A 24,033-nucleotide genomic window follows, 5' to 3' on the forward strand; every position below is an offset into this window, starting at 1 on the left:
AAGAAGTGTCTTGCAAACACTTCTTTTTTATGTAAAACAAAATAGTTTATTTATTATGGTTTTACTTGTCGTTTCTTACCAATACTACTTATAATTTCAATACTTTCTACATTTACAGGCACTATAATAACGCGCGAAGATTGTGAAAAAAATGAAGTACCAAAACCGATTTCTTCTTTACGATTCTTTCCTCCTCTAAGTTTAAACAAAACTGTGGTTTCATCAGGTGCTAAAGCAACCTGCTTCACCTGATTATTATAAGAGAAGAATTTCAACTCGCTTCTGTTCTGTGAAGCCACCAATAACATTTCTCCTTTTGCATTAATTAGCCTCACTAAACTTTTAGCATCTCCACAAACACAATACCCGCTACTTTCGGGCAAAACTGAGGTAAAATTACCTTTGCCATCTCCTTTTAATAATAACCCATTCATGGCATCATGGCGGCCTATAGACACTTCTGTTCCATAATCGTTCCCTGCAATCAATACATCAAGGTTGCCATCCTGGTCAAAATCCTCCGTTATCATGCCAAAAACCGGTGCAAACTGTGCCTGCACAGGCAACTCTCTTATATCAAATATGCCATTGCCCTTGTTTTCAAGATAACTGCTTTTCATCCAGTTAGCCTTTAATACCAACGCATCATTCATTTCTTCCGGCTTTAGTATTTCATTAATAGTTGCCTCCGAAAACTTGGCATAATTCTGAAAACGCTGGCGTGTCTGAATAAACTGTTTGGCTAAATCATCACGGGTATTAAATGGAAACTCTTTCCTGTTACCTTCCTTATCAGGAAAATAAACTGTTGGAATAGCATCAAAGAAACCATCGTTATTAAAATCTTTTGCATATAAACTCACCGGTTGCCCATCATTTGACTGCATCAGTGTATTTAGCCCATGATTCCCCGCTATATAGTCGGTGTCGCCATCATTATCAAAATCACCTGCGACAATACTGGTCCACCAGCCAGATTTTCCGCTCAATGCCCCTGTCTGAATAACAGGTTCTAACTTACCTTTATTGTTTTTCAGAATTGTAACTGGCATCCATTCACCCACCATGATCAGATCCTGCCAGCCGTCATTGTCATAATCGCTCCAGAGCGCATCACAAATCAGGCCGATATTCTGTAATTTCGGAGCTACTTGTGCTGTAATATCGGTAAATTTTACCTGCTCTTTCGAAGAATCATTTCTAAGAATATAGCTTGAAACCGGCAAAGGATATTTATTTGGTTCTACCCTACCACCCACAAACAAATCTAAATCTCCGTCATGGTCGAAATCAGCAGCTTTAATGCACGACCCACTTTTTAGGAATTGAGGAATTGCTTGTTGGCTTAACTGAAAATGCCCTTTGCCATCATTCAGATAAAATCTATCCTGCAAAGATGCCGAGCCCGGATTAAATTCATAACTACCACTGACAATGTATAAATCTAAGTCTCCGTCATTTTCAGCATCAAATAACAATACACCCATGTCTTCAGTAGTTTTAGCGGGTCCGTCTTCTCCCTGCAATAAATCCTGCACATTGAATTTGCCTTCTTTGTTCTGCACTAAAAACTTACCCTTATGTTGATTCGCCCCTCCTACAAACATATCTTCAAGACCATCGCCATTTACATCGCCTACGGCAATAGCAGGGCCAAATTGTGAAAGTTTATGCGGCAGTAATTTCTGTACATTAAAGTCGATAAAGTCTGTTTCCTCATGCTTATAAGGCACATTGAGTTGAGTAGTAATATCAGTAAACAATGCTGCTACTGTTGGCTTAGCAGCATTTAATGTAGATGGCTGCATAGTGGCATCGGTTTCCTTAAAAGTAATTACCTGATTAGCCTTTAAGTCTTTCAATATTTGCGACTTCCCGCTTTGCCATACTATTTTCACCTGGTCAACTTTTTGTATTTTGCCCAGACCGAAATGCGCAACCGGTTCTACAGATGATAAATAACCTCTGAATGGCGTATGTTCATATACCTGCTTTTGCCCGTTGCCATATTGAATTTCAAGCCACGCTCCGATACCCATCATATTATTGCCTGTCCCTTGCAGCTGAATACGCAGATAATTACTTTCCTGTGGTTTCAGTTGAATCGAATTATTACGATAAACCGAGGCGGAATCATTAATATTATTAACTATATAATCAAGGTCTCCATCATTATCCAAATCGGCATAAGCCGCTCCATTTGATGTAGTAAGATCTGTGATTCCCCATTTATCAGTTACATCATCAAACTGAAAGTTTCCCTTATTGTGGTAGGCGTAATTTTTAAGCTTTATAACAGGTACATAAGCTACCAGCATTTGTTTAGACATAAGACTATATACCTCGTTTCGATACGCCAAAAAATCCTGATCGTTAATATCTCTCGGAAAACCATTAGTAATAATAATATCTCGTAGACCATCATTATCAAAATCGGTTACTAAAGGTGCCCAACTCCAGTCGGTTTGTGCTATACCAGCCAGTAATCCTACTTCACTAAACATAGGTTGGCCTGTAGCGGGATTTTTACCCTGATTCACCTGCAGTGTATTTCTTGCATATTGATAAGTATAATTGTATTTATCGTTATTCTGATACGTAATATAACTGTTGGCTGGAGTCATCATTTTTTTACGATTATTAGTAGCGGGCATCATGTCCAATGCTATCAGATCCACCATTCCATCGTTGTTAATGTCAGCAACATCATTCCCCATTGCCGAATAAGACGTATGCCTGAAGTATTTTTCAGCCTGATCGGTAAATGTTCCGTCATGATTGTTGATATACAGCAAATCATTAGTCAGGAAGTCATTCGTAATATAAATATCCTTCCACCCATCCCGATTAATATCCGTAATGTTGATACCCAAGCCATAGCCTTCATCAAAAATTTTCGCTTGCTTAGTTACGTCAGTAAAAACCGGATGATTCTTTATCTTATCAAAATCGTTTCTATACAAACGGTCATTACGCTTAGATGAGCCGTCTGCTATCTTTTCGTGATATTGATTCGGGAAACGTGTATCATCCATTTCGTTTATCAATACATATAAATCCAAATCACCATCATTATCATAATCAAAAAAAGCAGCATTGGTAGTATGTGTTGTATCAGCAATACCATAGTCTGCTGCCATTTCCTTAAACAACGGAATACCATTCTTTCCAATACCCTGATTCACATATAATAAATTAGCCCTCTGCCCTGCTACTTTTTTTGCTGTAGCGCACACATACATATCTAATAGACCATCATTATTGATATCTATTACAGCCACTCCCGATGCCCAACGTCCTGCTCCATCTACTCCTGCCTCTTGCGTAACATCCTCAAACTTCATATCGCCCTTGTTAAGATACAATTTGTTTGGGGTAGTATTACCCGTGAAATAGACATCAACCAGCTTATCATTATTAAAGTCACCCATCGCGACACCACCGCCATTATAAACATATTCAAATGTAAGGATATTCAGTGTATCGTTTTCATTGATTCTATTAGAAAACCTTATGCCTGTCTGGTCAACAGGTAGTGAAGTAAAAACTTTTTTTTCGTCTTCCTGACAGGCTACTAAAACCGAAGCCGTAATAAGTAAAGTAAAATAAACAAAATACTTTTTCATACTTTGGTAATTAGGGATATAAAAAAGAGATGGCATTTAGCCATCTCTTTTGGTAAAATATTACGCAAACCGAGATATTAATATCCAGGATTTTGTTTCAATATATCTGCTCCAACAAGGTCAATCTGGCCTTGTGGTAAAGGGAACAAGGCTTTGTTGGCTGTATAAGTAGCACCACCAAAAGCACCTGGCAATAACACTTGGTCATATTTCAGGTAACGGTTAATTGCTTCAACATCTTCGCCCCAACGAACCAAATCATAGAACCGGTATCCTTCCATACCAAGCTCCATTCTTCTTTCAAAACGAACAGCTGCTCTTGCATATTCTTTCGTAGGGAAAGATTGATACAATCCGATCTTGTAGTTAGCAGCCGGCTTGCCATCAAGCATAACAAAATCAGCAGCATTGGTAGCTCTACCTCTTACCATATTTGTATATTCAAGGGCTTTTGCTAACGAACCAACCTCTACTTCAGCCTCTGCGGCCATTAATAAAACATCTGCAAATCTTATGATCGTTACGTTATAAGCATTGTAGGTCTGGTGTCCCCAACCACCTGTCTCTGTCAGACCGGCAGCTTTTTCTGCTTTAGTAAATACATACTTTTTAGGAGAGTACGGGCCACCATTTGGCTGGTTACGAATCATACTGAAACCTGTGTGAGGACCCCAATCAAGATAAGGAATACCTCTACGACCGATTGAATGGTCTAAGCGAGGGTCTAACGGACCAGCGTCTAATGTAAAAGGCTGATCAGATTTAATACCCATATCAGTTTTAACAGCATTTGCAGGACTATTATAAGAATTATCCAACAATGGTAAACCATTCGCATCAGTACGGAAAGAGTTTACAAACTCAAATGATGGCTGGAAGAATCCACAACAAGTACCTGGATCAACACCTTGGATAAAATTCAATTGAAGGTCACCATTGGCGTTATTTCCACTACCCGATTTTACAGTTGCCTGAACAGCAAAAACTGATTCTGAGTTATTGTCATTAGCAACTCTGTAAAGGTCAGAGTATTTAGGCAATAGTGCATATTTTTTACCACCAGTTGTTTTACCATTAGCAATAATCAGGTCAAATAGTGCTTTTGCTTCTGCATATTTCTTTTGGTACAAATAAGTCTTTGCTAAGTATGTGGCTGCTGCCCATTTGTTAGCACGACCCACAGAAGTTAAAGTTTCCGGTAAGGCATCATAAGCCGCTTTAAAGTCAGCCTCAATTTTTGGCCATAAATCCACATCATTTTTCACTTTCTCAATTCCGTTGGCCACACCTATGTTCTCATCTACATAAGGAACCATATTGAAGTTTCTTTTCAACTGAAAATAGAAGTGTCCTCTGATGAAACGTGCTTCAGCAGTCATTCTGGCTTTATCAGCATCTTTAACACTTGGCTGAGCTTCTTTCAATAAGGCCAAAACTGAATTTGCTCTGGCAACTCCATCAAAATAACTTGCATAAACGTTTCCGGCTACCGCATCAGTAGAAACATACTCATACCTTTGAATCGGAATCATTTCGGTACCATCACCAGGGTCAGTTCCTTTATTGGCATCTCCGCCTCTGATACTACCAATAAGCCAGTTTGATGGACCAGAGTGCGTTTGGCTCAATGCACTTAACTGAGCATAAGCTGCAATCAAAGAACCTTCTAAACCAGCCGTACTGGTTAATTGTTCTTTAGCAAGAGAGCCTGTTGGGGGAACTTCCAAAAAGCTATCCTTACAAGCATACATTCCCGCAAATAGAACGCAGCTGGAAATCAATATTTTTATTTTTTTCATTGTCTTAATTTAATTTAACTTAGATTAGAATCCAACATTTAAACCAAAAGTTACCTGACGAGTCATTGGGAAGTTACCCAAATCTACACCAAAGTTGGTATCAGCAGCACCAGCTACCTGAGGGTCCAGACCACCATATTTAGTGATTGTGAATAAGTTATTAACCGCAGCATTTACACGAAGTCTGCTTAATTTCATTTTGTTGGCAATAGCCGTTGGGAAATTGTAAGCAAACGATAGGTTCTGGAATCTTAGATACGAACCATCTTCAACGTAGAAGCTACTTGATTGAGAACCAGTACTGAAACCATCATTTTGTTCAAAACGTGGAATGTTAGTATCTCTGTTTTCAGGAGACCAAGAATCTTTCACACGCTCAGAGATAGCAGACCCAGCAAATAATGGATAAAAATCTGTAAATCTTTTAGAGATGTTAAAGATTTTGTTACCAAGTGAAGTATAGAAATAAGAAAGTACCTCAAAATTCTTGTAAGTAATTCTGAAATTCAAACCACCTGTAAATTTAGCAACCGGGCTGCCTAAATAGGTACGGTCGTCTGCTGTAATAGCACCATCACCATTCAAATCAGCATAGCGGAAACGGCCAAGACCTGCACCTGTTTGAGTTGGTATTGCGGCACCAGGAGTAGCTGTTGTTTTCAAAGCCTGATCTACTTCTTCCTGAGTCTGGAATAAACCTGTAACTTTGTATCCATAGAAAGAAGACAATGAATAACCCAATTGGTTACGGATAGGGTTTACACCTCTGAAACCAGGATTAACATCTAACAAGTATTTAAGGCCACCACCAATCTTAGTGATTTCATTATCAAGGAAGCTACCAGTAACATCAAATTCGTATCCTACTTCGCTACCCCATTTACCTCTTGTTATTACCTGAATATCAATACCTTTGTTTACCATAGTACCTACGTTAACTGAAGGGGCAGTAGCTGCACCAACTGTTTGTGTAATTGGTAAAGTGTACAATAGGTCTTTAGTATCTTTTTGCCATAAGTCAAAGATGATGTCTAATTTACCTTTCAGGAATGAACCATCAAAACCAATATTTTTGGTTACACTGGTTTCCCATTTAGCATTAGGGTTACCAATTCTTGATTGTCTGAATCCACCTACGATTCCGGCGTTTGTACCATTGATGTCATAACCCGAAGTTCCAACATTTTGCTCATACAAATTAAACTGATTTACAGGCGAAACGTTGTTTGAGTTACCCATAGTACCATATCCCCCTCTGATCTTCAGATCAGTTACCCAGGCAAGACCTTTCATAAACGACTCGTCAGAAAGTCTCCAGGCAGCCGAAACCGCAGGGAATACCCCGTATCTGTTGTTTGAACCAAATCGAGAAGAACCATCACGTCTGATAACTCCGGTAAGAATGTATTTATCTTTAAAGCTGTAGATAGCTCTACCAAAGTATGAGTTAAACGTAATACCATTTTCTTTGTTACTGGTAGCAGGGTTTTTGATATCCAGGGTAGTAATGGTAATGTAGTTAGGGTCACCAGAGAATGGCGCACGACCGTCAGCTCTAAGGTCTTTACCGAATCCGGTATTTAGGGCTTCTTGTCCGGCCAATAATTCTATGTTATGAACACCAAATTTCTTTTTGTAAGTAGCCGTATTCGTGAAAGTCCAGCCTAATCTGAAACCGCCACTTTCGTTATAAGACCATACTACACCTTTGTTTTCAAGAGTTTCATAAATCGGACGACCATATCCCCAACCATAGAAGTTGTTGAAAGTTCCACCAATAGAAGAACGGAATGTCAGGTCTTTAATTGGATCAATCTCAATATAGAAGTTACCAGATGCTAAAGCATTATAGTTTTTGTTCAGTTTTCCTGCTTGCTGATTAGCAACCGGGTTTGAACCCTGACCAAAACCAAGCGCAGTTGTACCGGCCCATCCACCAAATTCATCACGAACAGGTATGATAGTCGGAGATCTGAAAGCACCAAGAATATCATTTTCATCCTGTGATGACTGTAGACCATTATTACCACCCTGACGACCTAAGATCTGAAGGAAAGTAAGCTGGATATTCTCGCCGATTCTCACATTTTTGAAAAGGTCAAACTCGCTGTTTACACGCATGGCATAACGTTTTGCTCTTTGACTTGGTAAAATACCTTGTTGATCCTGCATAGATAAACCAACAAAGAAACGCGAGGCATCACCACCACCTTCAAAACCTAATGAATGTCTTGTGATTGTACCGGTTTGAGTCAATTCTTTATACCAGTCTGTACCTGCTTTATTAGCTTTGATTACCTGATAATAATCACCAATGGTTGGCCCGGTAATGTTGTATTTAGCTCTTTCGGCTTCTAAATCAATCGTACCAACCACTCCACTTCTATTACCTACTTTAAGATAATCAGGAATGATAGGAGTTGCTCCCGTACCATATTGAGGGTGAGACAATGGTGCACCTGAATTTCTAAGGGCAGTCCAGGTCCAGTCTGCCTGATCTTGTGGGTTCATCATTTTCTGACCTTTACCCGGATCAGTAAAACCAAATACGCCATCATAAGTAACATTCAGCTTTTTAGCATTTTTCTTACCTTTTTTGGTAGTATAAATAATTACACCATTGGCAGCTCTTGCTCCATAGATAGAAGCTGCAGAAGCATCTTTCAACACAGTAGTGGACTCAATATCTTCAGGGTTAATATAGTTTACATCACCTACTGGCAAACCATCCACAATCACTAAAGGCTGGTTACCACCAAATGCACCAAAACCACGCACACGAATCTGGCTACCAGAACCCGGCTGACTTGTTGTTACAACTGTTAAACCAGCTACTCTACCTTGTAACTGTTGTTCAACACTTGCTGAAGGAACCGTTGTAAGGTCTTTTGTTTTTACAGTTGAAATAGCACCGGTTGACTCACGTCTTTTATCAACCGTATAACCTGTTACAACTACCTCTTCAAGACTTGCAGCATCATCTTCAAGTGTAACATTCACAGTGCTTTGATTGCCTACTGCAATCTCTACAGTTTTGTAACCAATTGAACTGATTACCAATGTACCACCTGAATTCGGAACATTAATTTTGTAGTTACCTTCTGCGTCTGAGATTGTACCTGTAGTAGTTCCTTTCACAGAAACACTGGCTCCCGGAACGCCCTCTCCTTTTGAATCACTTACTTTACCACTGACAGATTTTTGTGCAAACGCTACAATAGACATCATCCAAAGTAGTCCACAAATCAGAGCACCCCGTATGGGCACAAAGTAGTTTTGTTTCATAGTTTTGTTTTAGTTAAAAAAAAAAGTAAAAAATAAATTGTAATTAAAGTTTTTATACTATATCAAGAAATTCTTGCTTTATCTTAATAAGTGTATTTGGCACAATTATAAAAACACACTTCAAATTTTCCAAATTTTTCACGTTATTTTTATAAATTAAAATATCCACGATAAACTCATATTCTATTTGAGCCAAATAAAATTTCGCCAGAATAAAAAAAACTTATTTTGTGAAAAATCTACTACTAATTATGAAGCTGTGGAAAATAGAAAGTTCGGAATTAAGATGTTTCTGTTAAAATTAGGTTATGGTACATCTGTATCCTACTATTTTTTTCTTTAAAATATACTATCCCTGAAAAGGGTAACGAAATTCAAATTTATATCTCTGCTGTGGGAATTTTAAAATGTGAATTAATTGTTCGATGAAGTAAGCCAGGCTATGCAAAAGCTAATAAATTAGGTTAATTGTCGCGGTTCTATCATTAAAATCACGTAAGGGAAATAATAGTTAGTTTGATTAAGCTAATATTGTATCAATTGGATACAATATTAAACACTTTGAATAATCCTTCCAAATTTTTCTTAGTATTTTTATATATTAACTAATCTGAAGTTTATTTTATTATAAACATTATTAAAAATGTTATAATCTGACAAAGATATAAATTTTACATCATAAAAGTCAATTTATACTTTTTTTTTAATCGAAAAATATCAGATTATAATACTTTAAGCTAAAATTGTACCGTAGAGAGAGAATTTTCTCAGTTTTTGCCTTATAATACCGTTTAATCAGTACCAGTACTCAATTCTCTGGCTACTTTTTCAGCAGCAGCTAAGACACGCATCGTATTTTCACCCCATATTTTACGTATATCCTTCTCAGAATAACCCCGACGTAAAAGCTCAATCGTTACATTCTTTATTTTACTTACGTCTTCACAACCTACTACGTCGCTTCCTCCGTCCATATCCATTCCAATTCCTACGTGATCAATCCCTGCTATCTGCACTACGTGGTCTATATGGTCAACCACTGTTTTCACACTGGGTACTTCACCCGGAAATTTATATTTTAATTGACGTAATTCCGCATTAATCCGCTGTTTATCTTCTGGCGTGGCATCGGCTTTCATAGCCTGCATTCTGAGTGTCCTGATAGATACTTCTATTTCCTTCGATGGTTTCTTTAAAAAGTCAGAAACAAAATTGATCTGAATGACCCCACCTTTCGATGCCAATAACTTTATCATATCATCAGTCATATTCCTTTTCACATCGCTCAGAGCGCGGCAGGAAGAATGAGAGGCAAACACCGGAGCCTTGCTCAAACGCATAACATCATAAAATGATGAATCGGATATATGAGATACATCAACTATGATACCTAATTTGTTCATCTCCGCTATACACTGTTCTCCTAATTTACTTACCCCACCAAATTCGCCACCTTCCGGATCACCTGACGAATCGCACAGATCATTGTTAAAAGAATGTGAAAGCGTAATATAACGCAATCCTAAATCATAATACAATTTCAGATTCGACAAATCGTGCCCCACTGGCCAGCCATTTTCCATACCTATAAATACCCCTATTTTCCCTTTTTTATGCACAGTAAACCCTGCTTTGGCCGTAGTAACCAGTTCGGCCACATCAGCGTATTTCTTTACAGCATCATGTATAGTCTGAAAAATCTTCAGTGCTTTTTCTTTGGCCTCAGCCTCTCCTTCCGGTGTGCGCTTCCCCTGAGCTAAATATACCGCAAAAAACATGGCATCCATGCCACCTTCTTTCATTCGAGGAAAATCTATCTGTGTGCCATCTTCTGCATAATTGTGCTTTTTACCAATATCAAAACCCTTCATTTCCATCATATTAATCGGCACATCAGCGTGAGTATCTACCGTATAGGCACTTGCATGAATCTTATCAGCTTTTTTAAGAAGGCGTTGTTCTTTTTTACTTTGTGCAAAAACCATTGCAGGTAAAAAGAGGAGCAGAAGTAATTGTTTCATTTAGTTTAGTGATGGTTGGTGTTTATCGGAGCTTGCGCCCTTTCCAGATATATTCATTTTTTCCCTGTGTAACCAATCCAAAAAAAGTTACATACAGAGGATACATAAGTTGTACAAAAGGAATGAGCCAAATTAAGTTTTTTTTGCCCAAAAAACTAAGAACGAAGATTAAAAATAGCAGCTCTGCCGAAAATTTAAGCAAAAAGATAATCAATAGCTGTGTTAAATCAAGTTGTCGAAACCCAAAGCTGACTGCCGTAACAATAAGCGAAAAGTTGGCCAAGAAAATAAATACGGCTAAGACCGTCGTAAAAAAACTATCATAATACTTCCACTTACTCGCCCATCTTTTACGCTGATAATAAAATGATTTCAGCGAATCGTGCGCCTGAGTTTCCACAATTACTGCCTGACTTTTCAGAAAATGCACTTTATCAGGAAACCGGGTCGCAATTTTGTGCATCAGAAATTCATCATCGCCTGAGGCTAAGTTTTCATTCCCTGAAAACCCACCTACTTCATAAAATACCGATTTCAGATAAGCCAGATTAGCTCCGTTACACATATTAGGTTTTTTCATTATTACGGAACAAGCTCCGGATCCAATCAGGCTACTGAATTCAACAGTCTGTATCTGCTGCCAGAGGCTTTTTAACCAGTTCTTAGCATCATTTATAAAAGTAACAGGTGCGCTAATGAGATAAGCATCTTTCTCGGTCTGAAAATTGGCGATAGTTTCAAGCCATTCTTCTCCTACTCTGCAATCTCCGTCTGTGGTAACAATCAATTCTCCCCGGGCTAACTGAATGGAAGATTCAATAGCTCTTTTCTTTGGAGAAACGTTGCGTTCATCGGGCAAAATCGTATTAATCACAAGTTCTATGGACACAACCTTTTGAAAATTTTTGACGAGCGCCAACGTTTCATCTGTCGAATCATCATCTGCTACAATCACCTCAAACCGGTCTTTCGGATAGCTTTGTCTCGCTAAATCTTTTAATAGATTAATGATGTTTTCAGCTTCATTCCTTACTGGAATTATTACTGATATATTTAGTAAAGATTGCTTGTCAGTCTGCCTCCGGTAAGTCTGGTTAGTAAGCCACACAAAAGTTAACCCTATATTCATCAGGAAGTAAACAGAAACTATTGATATAAGAATAATAGTAAGCAATAGGATTTGAAAATTAGTAAAGGTTAATCATTTGGTAGAAGTCTTCAGGTTTCTGGTTGAAAGCCGCAAAGTTAAGATAAACATACTGCCGATTATAACAGGCACCAATACATTAATCAGCCAGATAGTAAAAGTAGCAGTAGTGATAAGTGAGAGCCTGACACCAAAATATCCGAAGTAATAAACAGATGTAATGGCCCGCATACTCAAATCCCCTAAAAAGTTAAACGCTGCTCCCAGTGTTTTAGTCAGAAATACTATACCTACACCCACCAATAATACAACCATTGGCAAATCAATCTGAAACAATTGCAACACTAATAAGAATTGAATACTAAAAACAGCATACCTACTTGCAGCTATCAGAAATATATATCTGATTTCAGACAAGCTGTAATCCTTTAATATAGTCAGGTATTGATTAATGGAATTAAAGTACTTATTGCTGCTATTAAATAAATTCAGTTTCTGTAAATTAAAAGCTATCCAGAGGCCAGTCAGCAAAAGTACGAAGAGCAATTCAACTATACTTATATGTAAAATGAAGGGTTCAGGTTTTGCCACCCAAAGAAAATAACCATAGCTGATAGCTCCAAACAATAAGGACACATATAACTGCATGCCATTTCCTAATAAAATTGCCCCAATACTTGCCGTACGGTTCCGGGTTTTAAGCATCAGTATTTTTCCGGCATAATCTCCGATCATCATCGGAGTAAAATTAGCTAAAGCTAACCCGGCTAATACTCCCTGATAAGCTTCCCGAAAACTAATTTTTTCTATTTTTGCGGCGAGCCTTTGCCACTTCCATGCTTCAAAAGCCCAATTCACAGGAATCAACAGTAGTATTATCCACATACTCAGGCTCATGGGCATCTTTCGAAAATATGTAAACACCTCTTCAATGCCTTCTCCTTTTTCTTTCAGCAGAATATATACCGCATACAAAACACCAGCAAAAAGGATATTTTTTAATAGCCTGAATCCTTGCTTTGCCGTAAAGTCTGAGATTTTTGAGTTAATTTGCATGTATGAATAAAGAGAAAATCATTTTGGGTGTCGACCCCGGTACGAGAATCATGGGCTATGGCATTATTTCTGTTGATGGAAATGCCCTTACCCTGATTCAATATGGTGTATTAAGACTCGACAAATATAGTACACATGAGTTGAAACTAAAGAAGATTTACGAAAGAATGACACAACTCATTGAAGAGTATCTACCTGATGAAATGGCAATTGAAGCACCATTCTATGGGGTAAATGTGCAATCAATGTTAAAATTAGGCCGTGCCCAAGGCGTAGCGATTGCTGCCGCTCTTAACCGTGATGTGCCTATTGTAGAATACCTTCCAAAAACAGTAAAACAATCGGTAACGGGTAATGGAAATGCGAGCAAAGAGCAGGTAGCTTATATGCTTGAACACCTGCTAAAAATGAAATTAGACGCTCAGTTTAATGACGCAACCGATGCCGTTGGTGTAGCTGTATGCCATTATATGCACGGCAAAACCAAAGCTTTGACAGGGAACGCCTCAAAGAAAAAAGGCTGGAGTGCTTTTGTGAGTGAGAACCCTGATAGGCTAAAGTAATTTTAGTAACTAATTATATTGTCTAAGCCTTATTTCATTTCCGCAATCTTCACAGGTCTTTGCTCATCCATTGATTTTTTTGCTGCGTATGCCAATAGGGTTGCCATAATAATATCCTCATTCTTTATTGGCACAGGTGTTTTATTCAACAATGCGCCAATGAATGCCTCCATTTCTTTACAGTAAGAATCTATGTATCGTTGCGTAAATGAATTGAGCGGAAGGGCCTGGTGAATACCATTTTCATTATATAATACATTCCGGTTAGCAAGATTATTTTCAACCTGTATCATTCCCTTATCACCAAATATTTCCAGACGCTGGTCATAACCAAATACGGCTTTCCGGCTATTGTCCAATACGGCATAGGTTCCGTCAGCAAAAGTTAAGGTTGTGAGTGCCGTATCAACATCTCCTACTTTGGCCATTTCTTCATCAAAGAACACCAGCCCCTTGGCATATACTTCTACTACCTCTTTATCCATCATATATCTTGCCATATCAAAATCATGAATGGTAAAATCCATGAACATCCCGCCGGATGTTTTCACAAATTCAATGGAAGGCAGAGAGGGGTCACGATTCGTTATTTTTACTATTTGCGGGTTGCCGATTTTACCCTCGCTCACAGCTTTTCTTGCCTCCATAAAATCCCGGTCAAAGCGGCGGTTAAAGCCTATCATCAGTGGTACACCCAAATTTTCTGCCTTTTGAAGCAAGGTCTTTGTAATTTCCAGTGAAAGATCCAATGGTTTTTCACAGAATACTGACTTGTCATTATCGATGCATTGTTCTACTAATGCTGCGTGCGTACTGGTGGGAGTAGCAATAATAATGGCATCTACATCAGGCGAGGTGATAAGCTCTATGACATCTTTTACAAAAAGTAAATCTCCATATTCTTTTCTAAATTGTTCTTCAGGATATACAGGGTCTGCGACTGCTACTACATTAGCATGAGTAATGGCTTGCATAAGGTTTTTCAGATGTATCTTACCCATGCGACCTAATCCGATTACTCCTACATTTATTTTATTAGTCAGTCGGTTCGGCTTATCCATTATTGAGAAATATTTATACCATGTTGTTTTTAAGGTGTTAACCTATTCTGTTAAGCCCAATCTTTTCCGTTCTGATTTCACATAATGCGCTATTTCGCCAACAGGAGCAATCCAAATACCATTTGCAGGGTCTTTAGCATAGGCACAAAGTTTGCTGAGCATGGTTAATCGGGTTGTCTGAGCCCCCGACACATCGGTCTCATGCCCAGCCAGCACTAACCATTGACCGTTTGTTTTAGCTGCTTCAATAATCGGGAGAATCTGCTCAAAGTCTTTTCCATCCATTTCTACGCCTGTGAGTTGGGCCATATCACAATAGGCTGGATCAACAGGGGCTTCGTCGAGCCATCCTCTGCCTGAGGCAAAGAGTTCTGCAATAACCGGCACAAAACTCCGGGTATTTTTGCCTCGTCCGACAAACGTTTGTCCACATGGATAAGCATAAGATTCAGGTTTTACACCTAATAGTGCTTCAATCTGTTTATTAGCTTCTAATAACTCTGTACGCATTTGAGCTATGGAATAATTTTCAAGTGCGTTCTTTCTGGACCAGACAAAATTACCGCTACAGGAGTGATTCATAGAATGGTTTCCTATTTCATGCCCTTTGGCAACTACCTTTTTCCAACCTTCCAATTGCCCATTCACTGCTGAGGGCATCACATAAAATGTACCCCTTACCTCATATTGGTCTAATAGTGGGGCACCTTTTGAAGGCTGGCTACCCCGTCCGTCATCAAAGGTAAGGCTGATTGCCATACGAGCGCCTTCGGGCCATTTGAATGATTGGTTTTGCGCATGACAGGTTATTACTGTCAACAAAAACGGAAGGATTTTCAGGTATGCAGAAAAGCTTACTTTCATTTGATGTTTGTTATATCTTTTATGCTTAACAATTTAACTAAACTGTGCTATAGTACTCCTTTGGTACTTGGCAAACTGTCCAGTTCTTTCAAGTCGCGTTTTACAGCCATTTTGATAGATTTGGCGAAAGCTTTAAAAATGGCTTCAATTTTATGGTGTTCGTTCTGGCCCTCACACTTAATGTTCAGGTTACATTTAGAAGTATCAGAGAATGATTTGAAGAAGTGGTAGAACATTTCTGTTGGCATCTCCCCTACTTTCTCACGTTTAAATTCAGCATCCCATACAATCCAGGGGCGACCTGAAAAATCAATGGCTACCTGTGCCAAAGCATCGTCCATAGGTAATAAGAAACCATAGCGTGAAATTCCTTTTTTATCGCCTAAAGCTTTCAAGTAAGCTTCTCCTAAGGCCAACGCTGTATCTTCAATGGTATGATGTTCGTCGATATGTAAATCTCCTTTGACGTGGATAGTCAGATCTGCGCCGGAGTGTTTGGCAAGCTGGTCGAGCATGTGGTCATAGAAACCAAGCCCTGTATGTATATCCGATTTTCCCTTGCCGTCAAGATTCAGTTCTATATTGATTTGTGTTTCTTTCGTATTACGTTCTATGGTAGCTGTTCGTGGTGGCAGTTTCAGAAACTCATAAATACTATCCCAGTCGGTAGTTACTAATTTAGTCACTTGCTCATGTTCAATATTCAGGATAGGGTTTTCGCCGATAAAAATGGCCTTTGCTCCCAAATTTACTGCCAACTGTATATCAGTTGTTCTGTCGCCAATGACATATGAATTGGCTAAATCATACTCTCCATTCAGGTATTCAGTCAGCAAACCTGTGCCCGGCTTGCGGGTGGGCAGATTCTCATGCGGAAAACTACGGTCGATATGAACGGCGGCAAAGTGTATATTCTCGTTTTCAAGCCCCTGCATCATTTTGTTATGCGCAGGCCAGAAAGTATCTTCCGGAAAAGAATCAGTGCCTAAACCATCCTGATTGGTAACCATTACCAGTTTATAATCAGTTTCTTCGGCTATTTTACGAAGGCTCGAAAGGGTTTTAGGAAGGAAGAATAATTTTTCGAGAGAATCTATCTGAAAATCTGTCTTTGGCTCATCAATAATAGTACCGTCGCGGTCGATAAAAAGAATTTTCTGCATTGCTTTTTGAATAGTGTTTTTTTACAACAAATTTAGGGAGTAAATTCTGAAAAGTATTGACATTTCAAAATTTACCAATAGAACTTGTTCAACTTTTGTAATAATGCTATCGTGTACTCCACGAATCTCAATTGTTGCTACCGTCCTCATTCAAAAAGGTTCCCACCATATTGGTAACCTTTTCAGACCATACCGGTAACCTTTTTCCATGTTGTTTTTAAGAATTTACATACTGAATCTACCTGCAATAAGTATAGATAACCGGTCTTTTAGAGGGATTTCCTGACACCTTATTCTCTTTCAGAAAAGTTCCTGCCACTTTGGTAACCTTTTATGGTTTGTCCATTTTACTAATTGCTCAGTGAATAATTATCCAATACCTGGCGTCACTGACTGAGCTTCCCCTAAATTTCTGACACAGGATTGAGTTTTCAAAGCGTATGCGGAGTTTTTTGGCAGAATCAAACTATTGGGGAAGTAATTTATAATTTTGTTGTCTTGCCCTTACATGAGTTTGAATATATTGATTTTGCGAGCGGATAGTTTTGGTGGTCTGGTCTTGTCAGAACAGCTTCAAAGAATTTTCCTGAACCCTCTGTGTTAACTATAGTTTCGACAGGTTATACTTTTTTGCTTAATAGTTTATTGTAGTCTTTGTTTGACTATACTATCAATGCTTTGAGGAGTGCTTTTGTAGTGCTTTGTACAGTGCTTTGTCAAAATCTGATAAAGCACTGAACTCAATGAAAAACCATCAATAACGAATATCAATACCAATCTCCTCTCCCAATTTCAATGCTTCAAAACTGAACATTTTCAGCTCCTGAGCTCCAATTCTGATCAGCACTTCATAATAACTACCCAGAAATTTAAGGGATTGAATTTCAGCCTTTATCTCTGACGATGGGGAAACAAAGATCTGTTCTGGCCTGATAAATACAATAGAGGTATCCAAGAATCCAATAGTTGTTAACCATTCTTTACTTACTATATTAACCTCTCCTGTAATTTCGGCTACATATTGATTTAACGGATTCTGATACACCTTTTGCGGGGCATCCATTTGCAGCATTTTGCCTTTGCGCATAATAGCCAGATGATCTGCCATACCATAGGCATCGCTTACATCGTGAGTTACAAAAATACAGCTTACTTCTTCGGCTTTAATCAGTTTTAGTATTTCTGCTTTCAGTTTGCGTTTATTAACGGCATCCAGATGGCTGAAAGGTTCGTCCAATAACAAGAGTCTGGGCTGCTCGGCGATGGCTTTTACTATTACAGCCCTTTGTTGCTCGCCCCCTGATACTTCACGTGGCAAGTGAGTATGTACCTTATCTAACCCGCTTAGTTTTAATAATTTATCGACCCTTTTATTCCGATAGGTTTCTTCATAATACCGAAGCTCATAAGCGATGTTTTCACGGATAGAGATATTCGGAAAAAGTCCGTAATCCTGTCTGACTAATTTAATATCGGGGTGGCCGGCAATAAGTTTTTCAGAAGGGGGAGTAATACGTTTATTCTCCAGAAGGAGGGTTCCTTCATCTGGTTCCTGAAAGGCCCCTATTAAGTGTAATAATGTAGTTTTTCCTGAACCGCTTTCGCCCAGAATCGCCAGAATCTCTCCTTTCTCTAAGGTAAATGAAATATGATTAACCGCTTTTTTATCTCCGAAAGATTTGAGCAGATTTTGAATTCTGAGCAATGACATTTGTTTTTCTTGCAAAATTAGGGCTTTTTTATAGAAATTCTGCTTTTTTGTTGTGCATGGTCGATCACTTTCCTAATATTGTTAATTAATAATTAACCTAATATTAGAAAATACCTGCAAGCTCAATAGATGAGATGTTAGAACTTTATAAGCAACAAACCAAGTGCCTGGTAGCACTCGACTCGATTATTTTCGGGTTCGATGGTGAAGAATTAAAATTATTATTAGTTAAACGAGGCGTACAGACCGACCGTGATACGTGGTCATTGATGGGAGGATGGCTTAAACCATCCGAAAGCCTTGACCAGGCTGCTGACCGAATTTTATTTGAACTAACCAACCTGACAGGGGTATTTTTAGAACAATTAGGTGCTTTTGGCGACCCTGCCAGAGACCCTGTAGAAAGAACTGTAGCGGTAGCCTATTATGCGTTAGTGAATGTAAAAGATTATGAAACGAAGATTTCGGATACCTACCATGCCCATTGGTTTTCGATGCACGATTTACCTGAATTACTCTTTGACCATGCTGATATGATAAAAATGGCGATTGAACGCCTGCGGTACAAAGCGGCCTTTCATCCGATTGGCTTTGAACTCATGCCTGAAACCTTCACGATTCCGCAGATACAGAACCTGTATGAGGCGATTTATGGGAGTAATTTTGATAAACGTAATTTCAGCAGGAAAATCCTCTCTACGGGACTTCTTATCAAATTAAAAGAGAAGCAAAAAGGATTTTCTAAAAAAGGCGCGTTTCTTTATAAATTAGATACCGAAAAATATCAGACACATTCAGATTCATTTCTGAACTTTGTGCCTAATCCTGACGGTATGTTGTAGGTTATCTGACATTTACCAAGACTTTAATTTTACCGGCAGTTCCCTCAAAATCCTGCAAAGCTTTACCTAAAATCTGGCCGAAACCCAGCTTTGCCGGGTCAGCTTTCATGGCATACCCTGTTTTTGATGAGGTTACCAGCAAATCACCTCTTTTTATTTTTCCGCCTTCGTCGCATACTTTGGTCGGAATCACTCCTACCACACCCATTGGTACTTGTTTGCCCAAATCATGGCTGATATCGTCTTCACGAAGCAAGACTCCAGGTTTGGTGGCATATACTCCAGCTACTAAAGTTGAATAAGGCTGGCTCGATTTTTCAACAGTCCTGTCAGTGTTTTCTGAAATTACCAGTACATCCCCCGGTTCATATTCGATTTTTTCTCCTTCTACTTCAAAGGCTTCTGCTAAATCGGCACCGCCATTCTGTGTACCGCCATTAAAAAAACCAATACCCTGATAATTAATACGAGCTACATTAAAGTTCCCCTGGTCTTTAAAAACGGCTATATCTCCTAATCCATTGGTTGTTCGTGCTATTAAAGCAGCTCCGTTGCTTGAATTACTGACTGCATATAGCGCCGGACTTGTGCCGAGCTGATTGTCTACTTCAAAATAGCCTGCCCCTCCTGTTCCCATTGTTCTGGCATAGAGGGCACTGCTATTATTACTTAAATTACTTATATAATACTCGCCAGCTTTGCCAGTACCATTGGTGGTTACATAAATACCAGAGCTGCTATTACTTGTGTTCGTAATCTGAAAATGCCCTGCTTTACCTGTGCCTGTGGTCTGGCTTTCAACACCCATACCGGTACCATTTGTTTTTGCCAAAACAGTTGTGGCAGTATTGCTATTATTATTAATCTCAAAATAACCCGCCCGATTTGTACCAGTATTATATGCTTCAATGGTATTGGCTGCATTATTGCCAGAAGCATAGATAGTAGCCGCTGTACTTTGAAAATTGGTTGACTGAAAATACCCGGCATTCCCAAATCCATTTGTCAGGCTACGTAAAGCAGGAACTGAGTTTGACTGAAAGTTAACTTCAAAATAACCTGCGCTTCCCGGGCCAGCGCTTAAGCCTTTTATGGCACTCCCTACTCCATAAACAAGTGATTCAACCGAGTTTCCAGAACCAAAGGTATAGGCATATACTGCCTGGCTTGCATTATTGTTATTAGATATACTAAACTCTGCGGCTCTGCCCGTACCATTAGCCTGTGAGCGTATTACACTTCCAAATCCATTAGAAACGGCCAATAATGCATGATTGGTACTACCACTATTATTTATCTGAAAATACCCTCCTCTGCCGCTTCCTGTTGTAATACCATCAATGGCATTTCCTTTCCCATTCGTAAAAGCGGCCAGTGTAGTAGAATCATTATTCGCATTATTTGTCACGAAATACCCTACTCTTCCTCTGCCTGTATGAGTGGCGTAGACAGCACTTGCTGTATTGCCACCTGAGTTGATTTCAAATCGTCCGGCACCACCTGTACCCGTAGTTATACCATTGATAGCAAAGCCTTTACCCATAGTTGTTACATTGAGGGCATGAAAAGTGGCATTTGAGTTATTTTGTTGAAAATAAGCAGCACTACCCAAGCCAATAGTTGTAGAAGACAACACGGCATTAGTATTCACGCTATTTTCGGTAGAGAAGCCTGCGGTAACGCCTCTACCGAAATTTCTGCTTTGAAGAGCATATCCCAAGCCTTCGGTATAACTATAAAGCGCCGGTGAAACATTATTACTATTAGCGATTGAAAACCATCCTGCCGGACCTAACGTTTTAGTATAAACCCCAATCGTGGGCGCTGGATTTGATGGATTTGTGGATAAAAAATAGCCTGTATAACCATTGGCTTTATCGCTTATAAAGGAAGCATTATCAGGTAAAACTGTGACTGCCGAAGATTGAGCAAAAGAATAAAGACCCGATGACAAGCATAAGAAAAGTAAAGTGCAGGTTCTCATAAAATTAATATCAGGATTTGTGGACGCAAAAGTTTGCAATGACACACACAAAACCAAAGGTTTATGAGAAAGGCTATCTGAAAATTTACTGGGCGGTTTTAACAAAAGAGCGGTTAATATAAACTATCAACCGCTCTTCAATTTCTTAAATAATTGGCTGTTCGCTCAACAATACGTTAAGCTGCTTCTGAGGCTCTTCTTCTGTAAACGAAATTCACAAATACACTTAGCAAAACGAGCAAGCCCATTTTTTCATTATCATTCACATTGGCTGTAACAGTACCCTCGTCTGTCCAGAAATGCCGGGTTTGTTCAAAGTCTACTACTTCTCTGTTTGTATCATCAAGGCCCCACTTTGTGCTCCAGAAGTTTTTGGCTTTCATGGTAAACTTCTCACCGTTTATCAGGGTGATTTCTGCCTTTGATTTCCAGACTGAAAATATTACTTCGCCTATCAATTGCTGATTATCTTCTCTATAAATATCATAGTTACTGCTCCAGAAATTCTTCTTTTTAAATGCGTATTTCTTTTGCTTAAACTCCCCTTCAACACCCGTTTTAAAGGTGTCGAACTGTACATAGCCCACTTCTGCATCTCTCTCTAAAATATTAATCCTATTATTGAGTGCTTTTTTAAAATAGTTGAACGTGCTTCTCATCTTATTTTCATTTACTATGCAAATATAAAATTTTCAGAATACTATTATTCAACATTTATAGAGGTGGATATACGATTGGATAACAGGCTTTTTTTAAGGATAAGCCAATTATTCCATTACCGGAATATCTTCTTCTTTTATGAGACTGATATCTGCTTTTTCGATACCTTCTTTTACTAAACGGCTGGCTTGTTTCTCATAGGTTTTTTCAAAGATATTACGTGCGAGACGTCCATTACCAAACGATGAATCCCGGTCTTCGTAGAGTTTTTTGAAAAGTTTGTAAACCTTTTTTTTGGCGGCTTCTTCTACTTTTAACTGCACTTTACTGGCCTGTATGAGGTAGATTTCCAGAATCTCTTCGGGTGTATAATCTTTAAAGCCGATATACTTGTTAAATCTTGAATACAAGCCCGGATTAGAGTTAATAAATTCGGTCATTTTCTCTTCATAACCTGCCACAATCACCACAAAATCGTCGCGGTGGTCTTCCATATATTTCACTATGGTATTCACCGCTTCCGGGCCATAGGTATCATCAGTATTTAAGGCGTATGCTTCATCAATAAACAAAATACCACCTTTAGATTTCTTGCAAACCTCACGGGTTTTTAATGAGGTTTGCCCGGTGTATCCTGCCACTAAACCACTTCGGTCAGTTTCGTATAAATGTCCTTTGCTGAGCACGCCCAAAGCCTTGAAGATTTTGGCTAACAAGCGCGCAATGGTAGTTTTACCCGTCCCGGGATTCCCATGAAAAACCATGTGTAACGAACGCTCTGGTACTTTAATGCCCTTTTCCTGTCTGACTTTTTCAATTTTCAGGACATTGACCAGACTGCTTACTTCATCTTTTACATTCTGCAAGCCTATCAGAGCATTCAGTTCTGCTAATAACTCGTCTAACGTTTGCTCAGGTACAGCAGGTATCTGCTTGATTGGCTCGGTAACACTGTTTTTTTCTGACTGATTGACTTTGACATCCGGGTTAATCATCTTTGTAATCCCATCTAACCCTTTCAGTAATACATGAAACGGGTTACTGCCATATTCCGGCTGATTTTGCTCAGAATACTGCTCTTGCCCAGCCTCTGCGTTTTTTGAGTAAATATCCCGCTCCCGATAAATCTGAGGTTCTTTACCTGCCAGTCTATCATTTACCACTTTATAAAAAGCGGCAATATATTCTTCTATGGTATTATCTACTTTTACTTTTCGTTCGGCTGTACCAAAAACTACCGAATCCGGTGTCGGACAACGCACCGTTACGGTTTTATCATAGGGAAATTCAACTACCTCTACATCGCCATACTGGTCGCTATCAACTAATAATATGCGTTTGGTAGTAGCCAGAAGCAATACATGGCGGTTGTTCCAGTAGCCATGCACTGAGGCATCAATGTATTCTTCTTCCTGAATAATGCTTGGCAGGGCTTTGAATTCATTCCGAAGCATCAGCAAAGCGAATGGGTTTAAATCAATCTGTCTTTTAATTTGTCCGTAAGTTGGCATTTCGATTAGCTAATTTTTGAATAAATTAAGTCGATATTTTGCTACAATGCAAACTGATATATGATGAGGTGTTGGAATGAGGGTAATATCGTTTATATTTGTCTGATGAGTGACTAATATTTAAAACCTATTGTGACTCGATGAACTATATTCCAACTATTCTCCTCTATAGTAGACTGGTGTTTACTTTAGTGATTATTCTGCTATCATTCGTTCATGTGCCTTATAGCAATATCATTGTTCTTTCATTAATGCATCTGGGCGTTATTTCGGATATTTTTGATGGAATTATTGCCAGAAAACTGAATATATCCACTCAGGATTTCCGGGTACAGGATACCCTTTTTGACCTTAGTTTTTATCTGTCAATCGTCTATTTCATTTATCAATTCAAGCCGGATGTCATAGCTGATAATATTATCTTGATTAGTGGGATATTAACCCTGGAAGCATCCATGTATCTGATTAGCCTGATTCGTTTTCAGAAATTACCTTCTCCACATGATATTGGTTCAAAATTCTGGGCGCTTTATCTGCTGGTAGAGTTTTCGTTACTATTACTGAAGCAATCGGGCATTCATTTTACAATTGCGCTGAGTATAGGGCTTTTAGTACACTTCAATAGAGTTCTTATTTACATTCTACTTAAGAAGTGGGATCATGATATACCTACGGCTTATCATGCTGTTTTATTGAGGAAAGGACTGCCTATTAAGCGATTTAAGTTATTTAATGGTTGA

16 protein-coding genes are annotated in these 24,033 nt (G+C 38.8%); 3 read left to right on the top strand and 13 right to left on the bottom strand.

The annotated features are described in order from the left end of the window. Positions 1 to 53: 53 nt before the first annotated feature. The 6 genes from H1R81_RS17590 to H1R81_RS17615 form a co-directional block, all read right to left on the bottom strand. Positions 54 to 3,626, bottom strand: a complete 3,573-nt coding sequence (locus H1R81_RS17590) for a VCBS repeat-containing protein (protein ID WP_181842063.1) — start codon at positions 3,624 to 3,626, stop codon at positions 54 to 56. 77 nt (positions 3,627 to 3,703) lie between these two features. After that, positions 3,704 to 5,425 carry a RagB/SusD family nutrient uptake outer membrane protein gene (locus H1R81_RS17595; protein WP_181842064.1) on the bottom strand — a complete coding sequence of 574 codons (1,722 nt, stop codon included), beginning with the start codon at positions 5,423 to 5,425 and terminating at the stop codon, positions 3,704 to 3,706. A gap of 24 nt (positions 5,426 to 5,449) precedes the next feature. Beyond that, positions 5,450 to 8,710 (bottom strand): TonB-dependent receptor, encoded by a 3,261-nt coding sequence (locus H1R81_RS17600; RefSeq protein ID WP_181842065.1) that lies wholly within the window; start codon positions 8,708 to 8,710, stop codon positions 5,450 to 5,452. 791 nt (positions 8,711 to 9,501) lie between these two features. Continuing rightward, a complete protein-coding gene (locus H1R81_RS17605) occupies positions 9,502 to 10,731 on the bottom strand; it encodes a dipeptidase (protein ID WP_181842066.1) in 1,230 nt (409 codons plus the stop codon). Between the two features lie 22 nt (positions 10,732 to 10,753). Further along, entirely contained in the window at positions 10,754 to 11,860 is a 1,107-nt protein-coding gene (locus H1R81_RS17610) for a glycosyltransferase (RefSeq protein ID WP_181842067.1), read from the bottom strand. A gap of 72 nt (positions 11,861 to 11,932) precedes the next feature. Next, positions 11,933 to 12,934 carry a lysylphosphatidylglycerol synthase domain-containing protein gene (locus H1R81_RS17615; RefSeq protein ID WP_181842068.1) on the bottom strand — a complete coding sequence of 334 codons (1,002 nt, stop codon included), beginning with the start codon at positions 12,932 to 12,934 and terminating at the stop codon, positions 11,933 to 11,935. Positions 12,935 to 12,936: 2 nt separating this feature from the next. Between H1R81_RS17615 and ruvC the strand changes: the two genes are divergently transcribed. Continuing rightward, entirely contained in the window at positions 12,937 to 13,497 is a 561-nt protein-coding gene (ruvC, locus tag H1R81_RS17620) for a crossover junction endodeoxyribonuclease RuvC (protein WP_181842069.1), read from the top strand. Positions 13,498 to 13,526: 29 nt separating this feature from the next. Here ruvC and iolG read toward each other — a convergent pair whose 3' ends face one another. The 4 genes from iolG to H1R81_RS17640 all read right to left on the bottom strand — a co-directional run bounded on the left by iolG (position 13,527) and on the right by H1R81_RS17640 (position 18,296). Continuing rightward, entirely contained in the window at positions 13,527 to 14,558 is a 1,032-nt protein-coding gene (gene iolG, locus H1R81_RS17625) for an inositol 2-dehydrogenase (protein ID WP_220275249.1), read from the bottom strand. Between the two features lie 42 nt (positions 14,559 to 14,600). Next, the gene (locus tag H1R81_RS17630; protein WP_181842070.1) at positions 14,601 to 15,422 is read right to left on the bottom strand and encodes a polysaccharide deacetylase family protein; all 822 of its coding nucleotides are present in this window, start codon (positions 15,420 to 15,422) and stop codon (positions 14,601 to 14,603) included. A gap of 47 nt (positions 15,423 to 15,469) precedes the next feature. Continuing rightward, complete coding sequence (gene hisB / locus H1R81_RS17635) at positions 15,470 to 16,585, bottom strand: bifunctional histidinol-phosphatase/imidazoleglycerol-phosphate dehydratase HisB (protein WP_181842071.1); 1,116 nt, start codon at positions 16,583 to 16,585, stop codon at positions 15,470 to 15,472. A 754-nt stretch (positions 16,586 to 17,339) separates the two neighbouring features. Further along, positions 17,340 to 18,296 (bottom strand): ABC transporter ATP-binding protein, encoded by a 957-nt coding sequence (locus H1R81_RS17640; RefSeq protein ID WP_181842072.1) that lies wholly within the window; start codon positions 18,294 to 18,296, stop codon positions 17,340 to 17,342. Positions 18,297 to 18,430: 134 nt separating this feature from the next. Between H1R81_RS17640 and H1R81_RS17645 the strand changes: the two genes are divergently transcribed. Continuing rightward, positions 18,431 to 19,138: an NrtR DNA-binding winged helix domain-containing protein gene (locus H1R81_RS17645; RefSeq protein WP_181842073.1), complete on the top strand. Its 708-nt coding sequence runs from the start codon at positions 18,431 to 18,433 to the stop codon at positions 19,136 to 19,138. A gap of 1 nt (position 19,139) precedes the next feature. On the opposite strand, the gene H1R81_RS17650 is transcribed toward H1R81_RS17645, so the two are convergent. From H1R81_RS17650 to H1R81_RS17660, 3 genes are all read right to left on the bottom strand, one after another. Beyond that, positions 19,140 to 21,122, bottom strand: a complete 1,983-nt coding sequence (locus tag H1R81_RS17650) for a hypothetical protein (protein ID WP_181842074.1) — start codon at positions 21,120 to 21,122, stop codon at positions 19,140 to 19,142. Positions 21,123 to 21,298: 176 nt separating this feature from the next. After that, complete coding sequence (locus H1R81_RS17655) at positions 21,299 to 21,781, bottom strand: hypothetical protein (protein WP_181842075.1); 483 nt, start codon at positions 21,779 to 21,781, stop codon at positions 21,299 to 21,301. Between the two features lie 108 nt (positions 21,782 to 21,889). Next, entirely contained in the window at positions 21,890 to 23,293 is a 1,404-nt protein-coding gene (locus H1R81_RS17660; protein WP_181842076.1) for an AAA family ATPase, read from the bottom strand. Between the two features lie 140 nt (positions 23,294 to 23,433). On the opposite strand from H1R81_RS17660, the gene H1R81_RS17665 reads away from it, so the two are divergent. Continuing rightward, a complete protein-coding gene (locus H1R81_RS17665; RefSeq protein WP_181842077.1) occupies positions 23,434 to 24,033 on the top strand; it encodes a CDP-alcohol phosphatidyltransferase family protein in 600 nt (199 codons plus the stop codon).

Source organism: Emticicia sp. BO119, assembly GCF_013912375.1.
Classification (GTDB): domain Bacteria; phylum Bacteroidota; class Bacteroidia; order Cytophagales; family Spirosomataceae; genus Emticicia.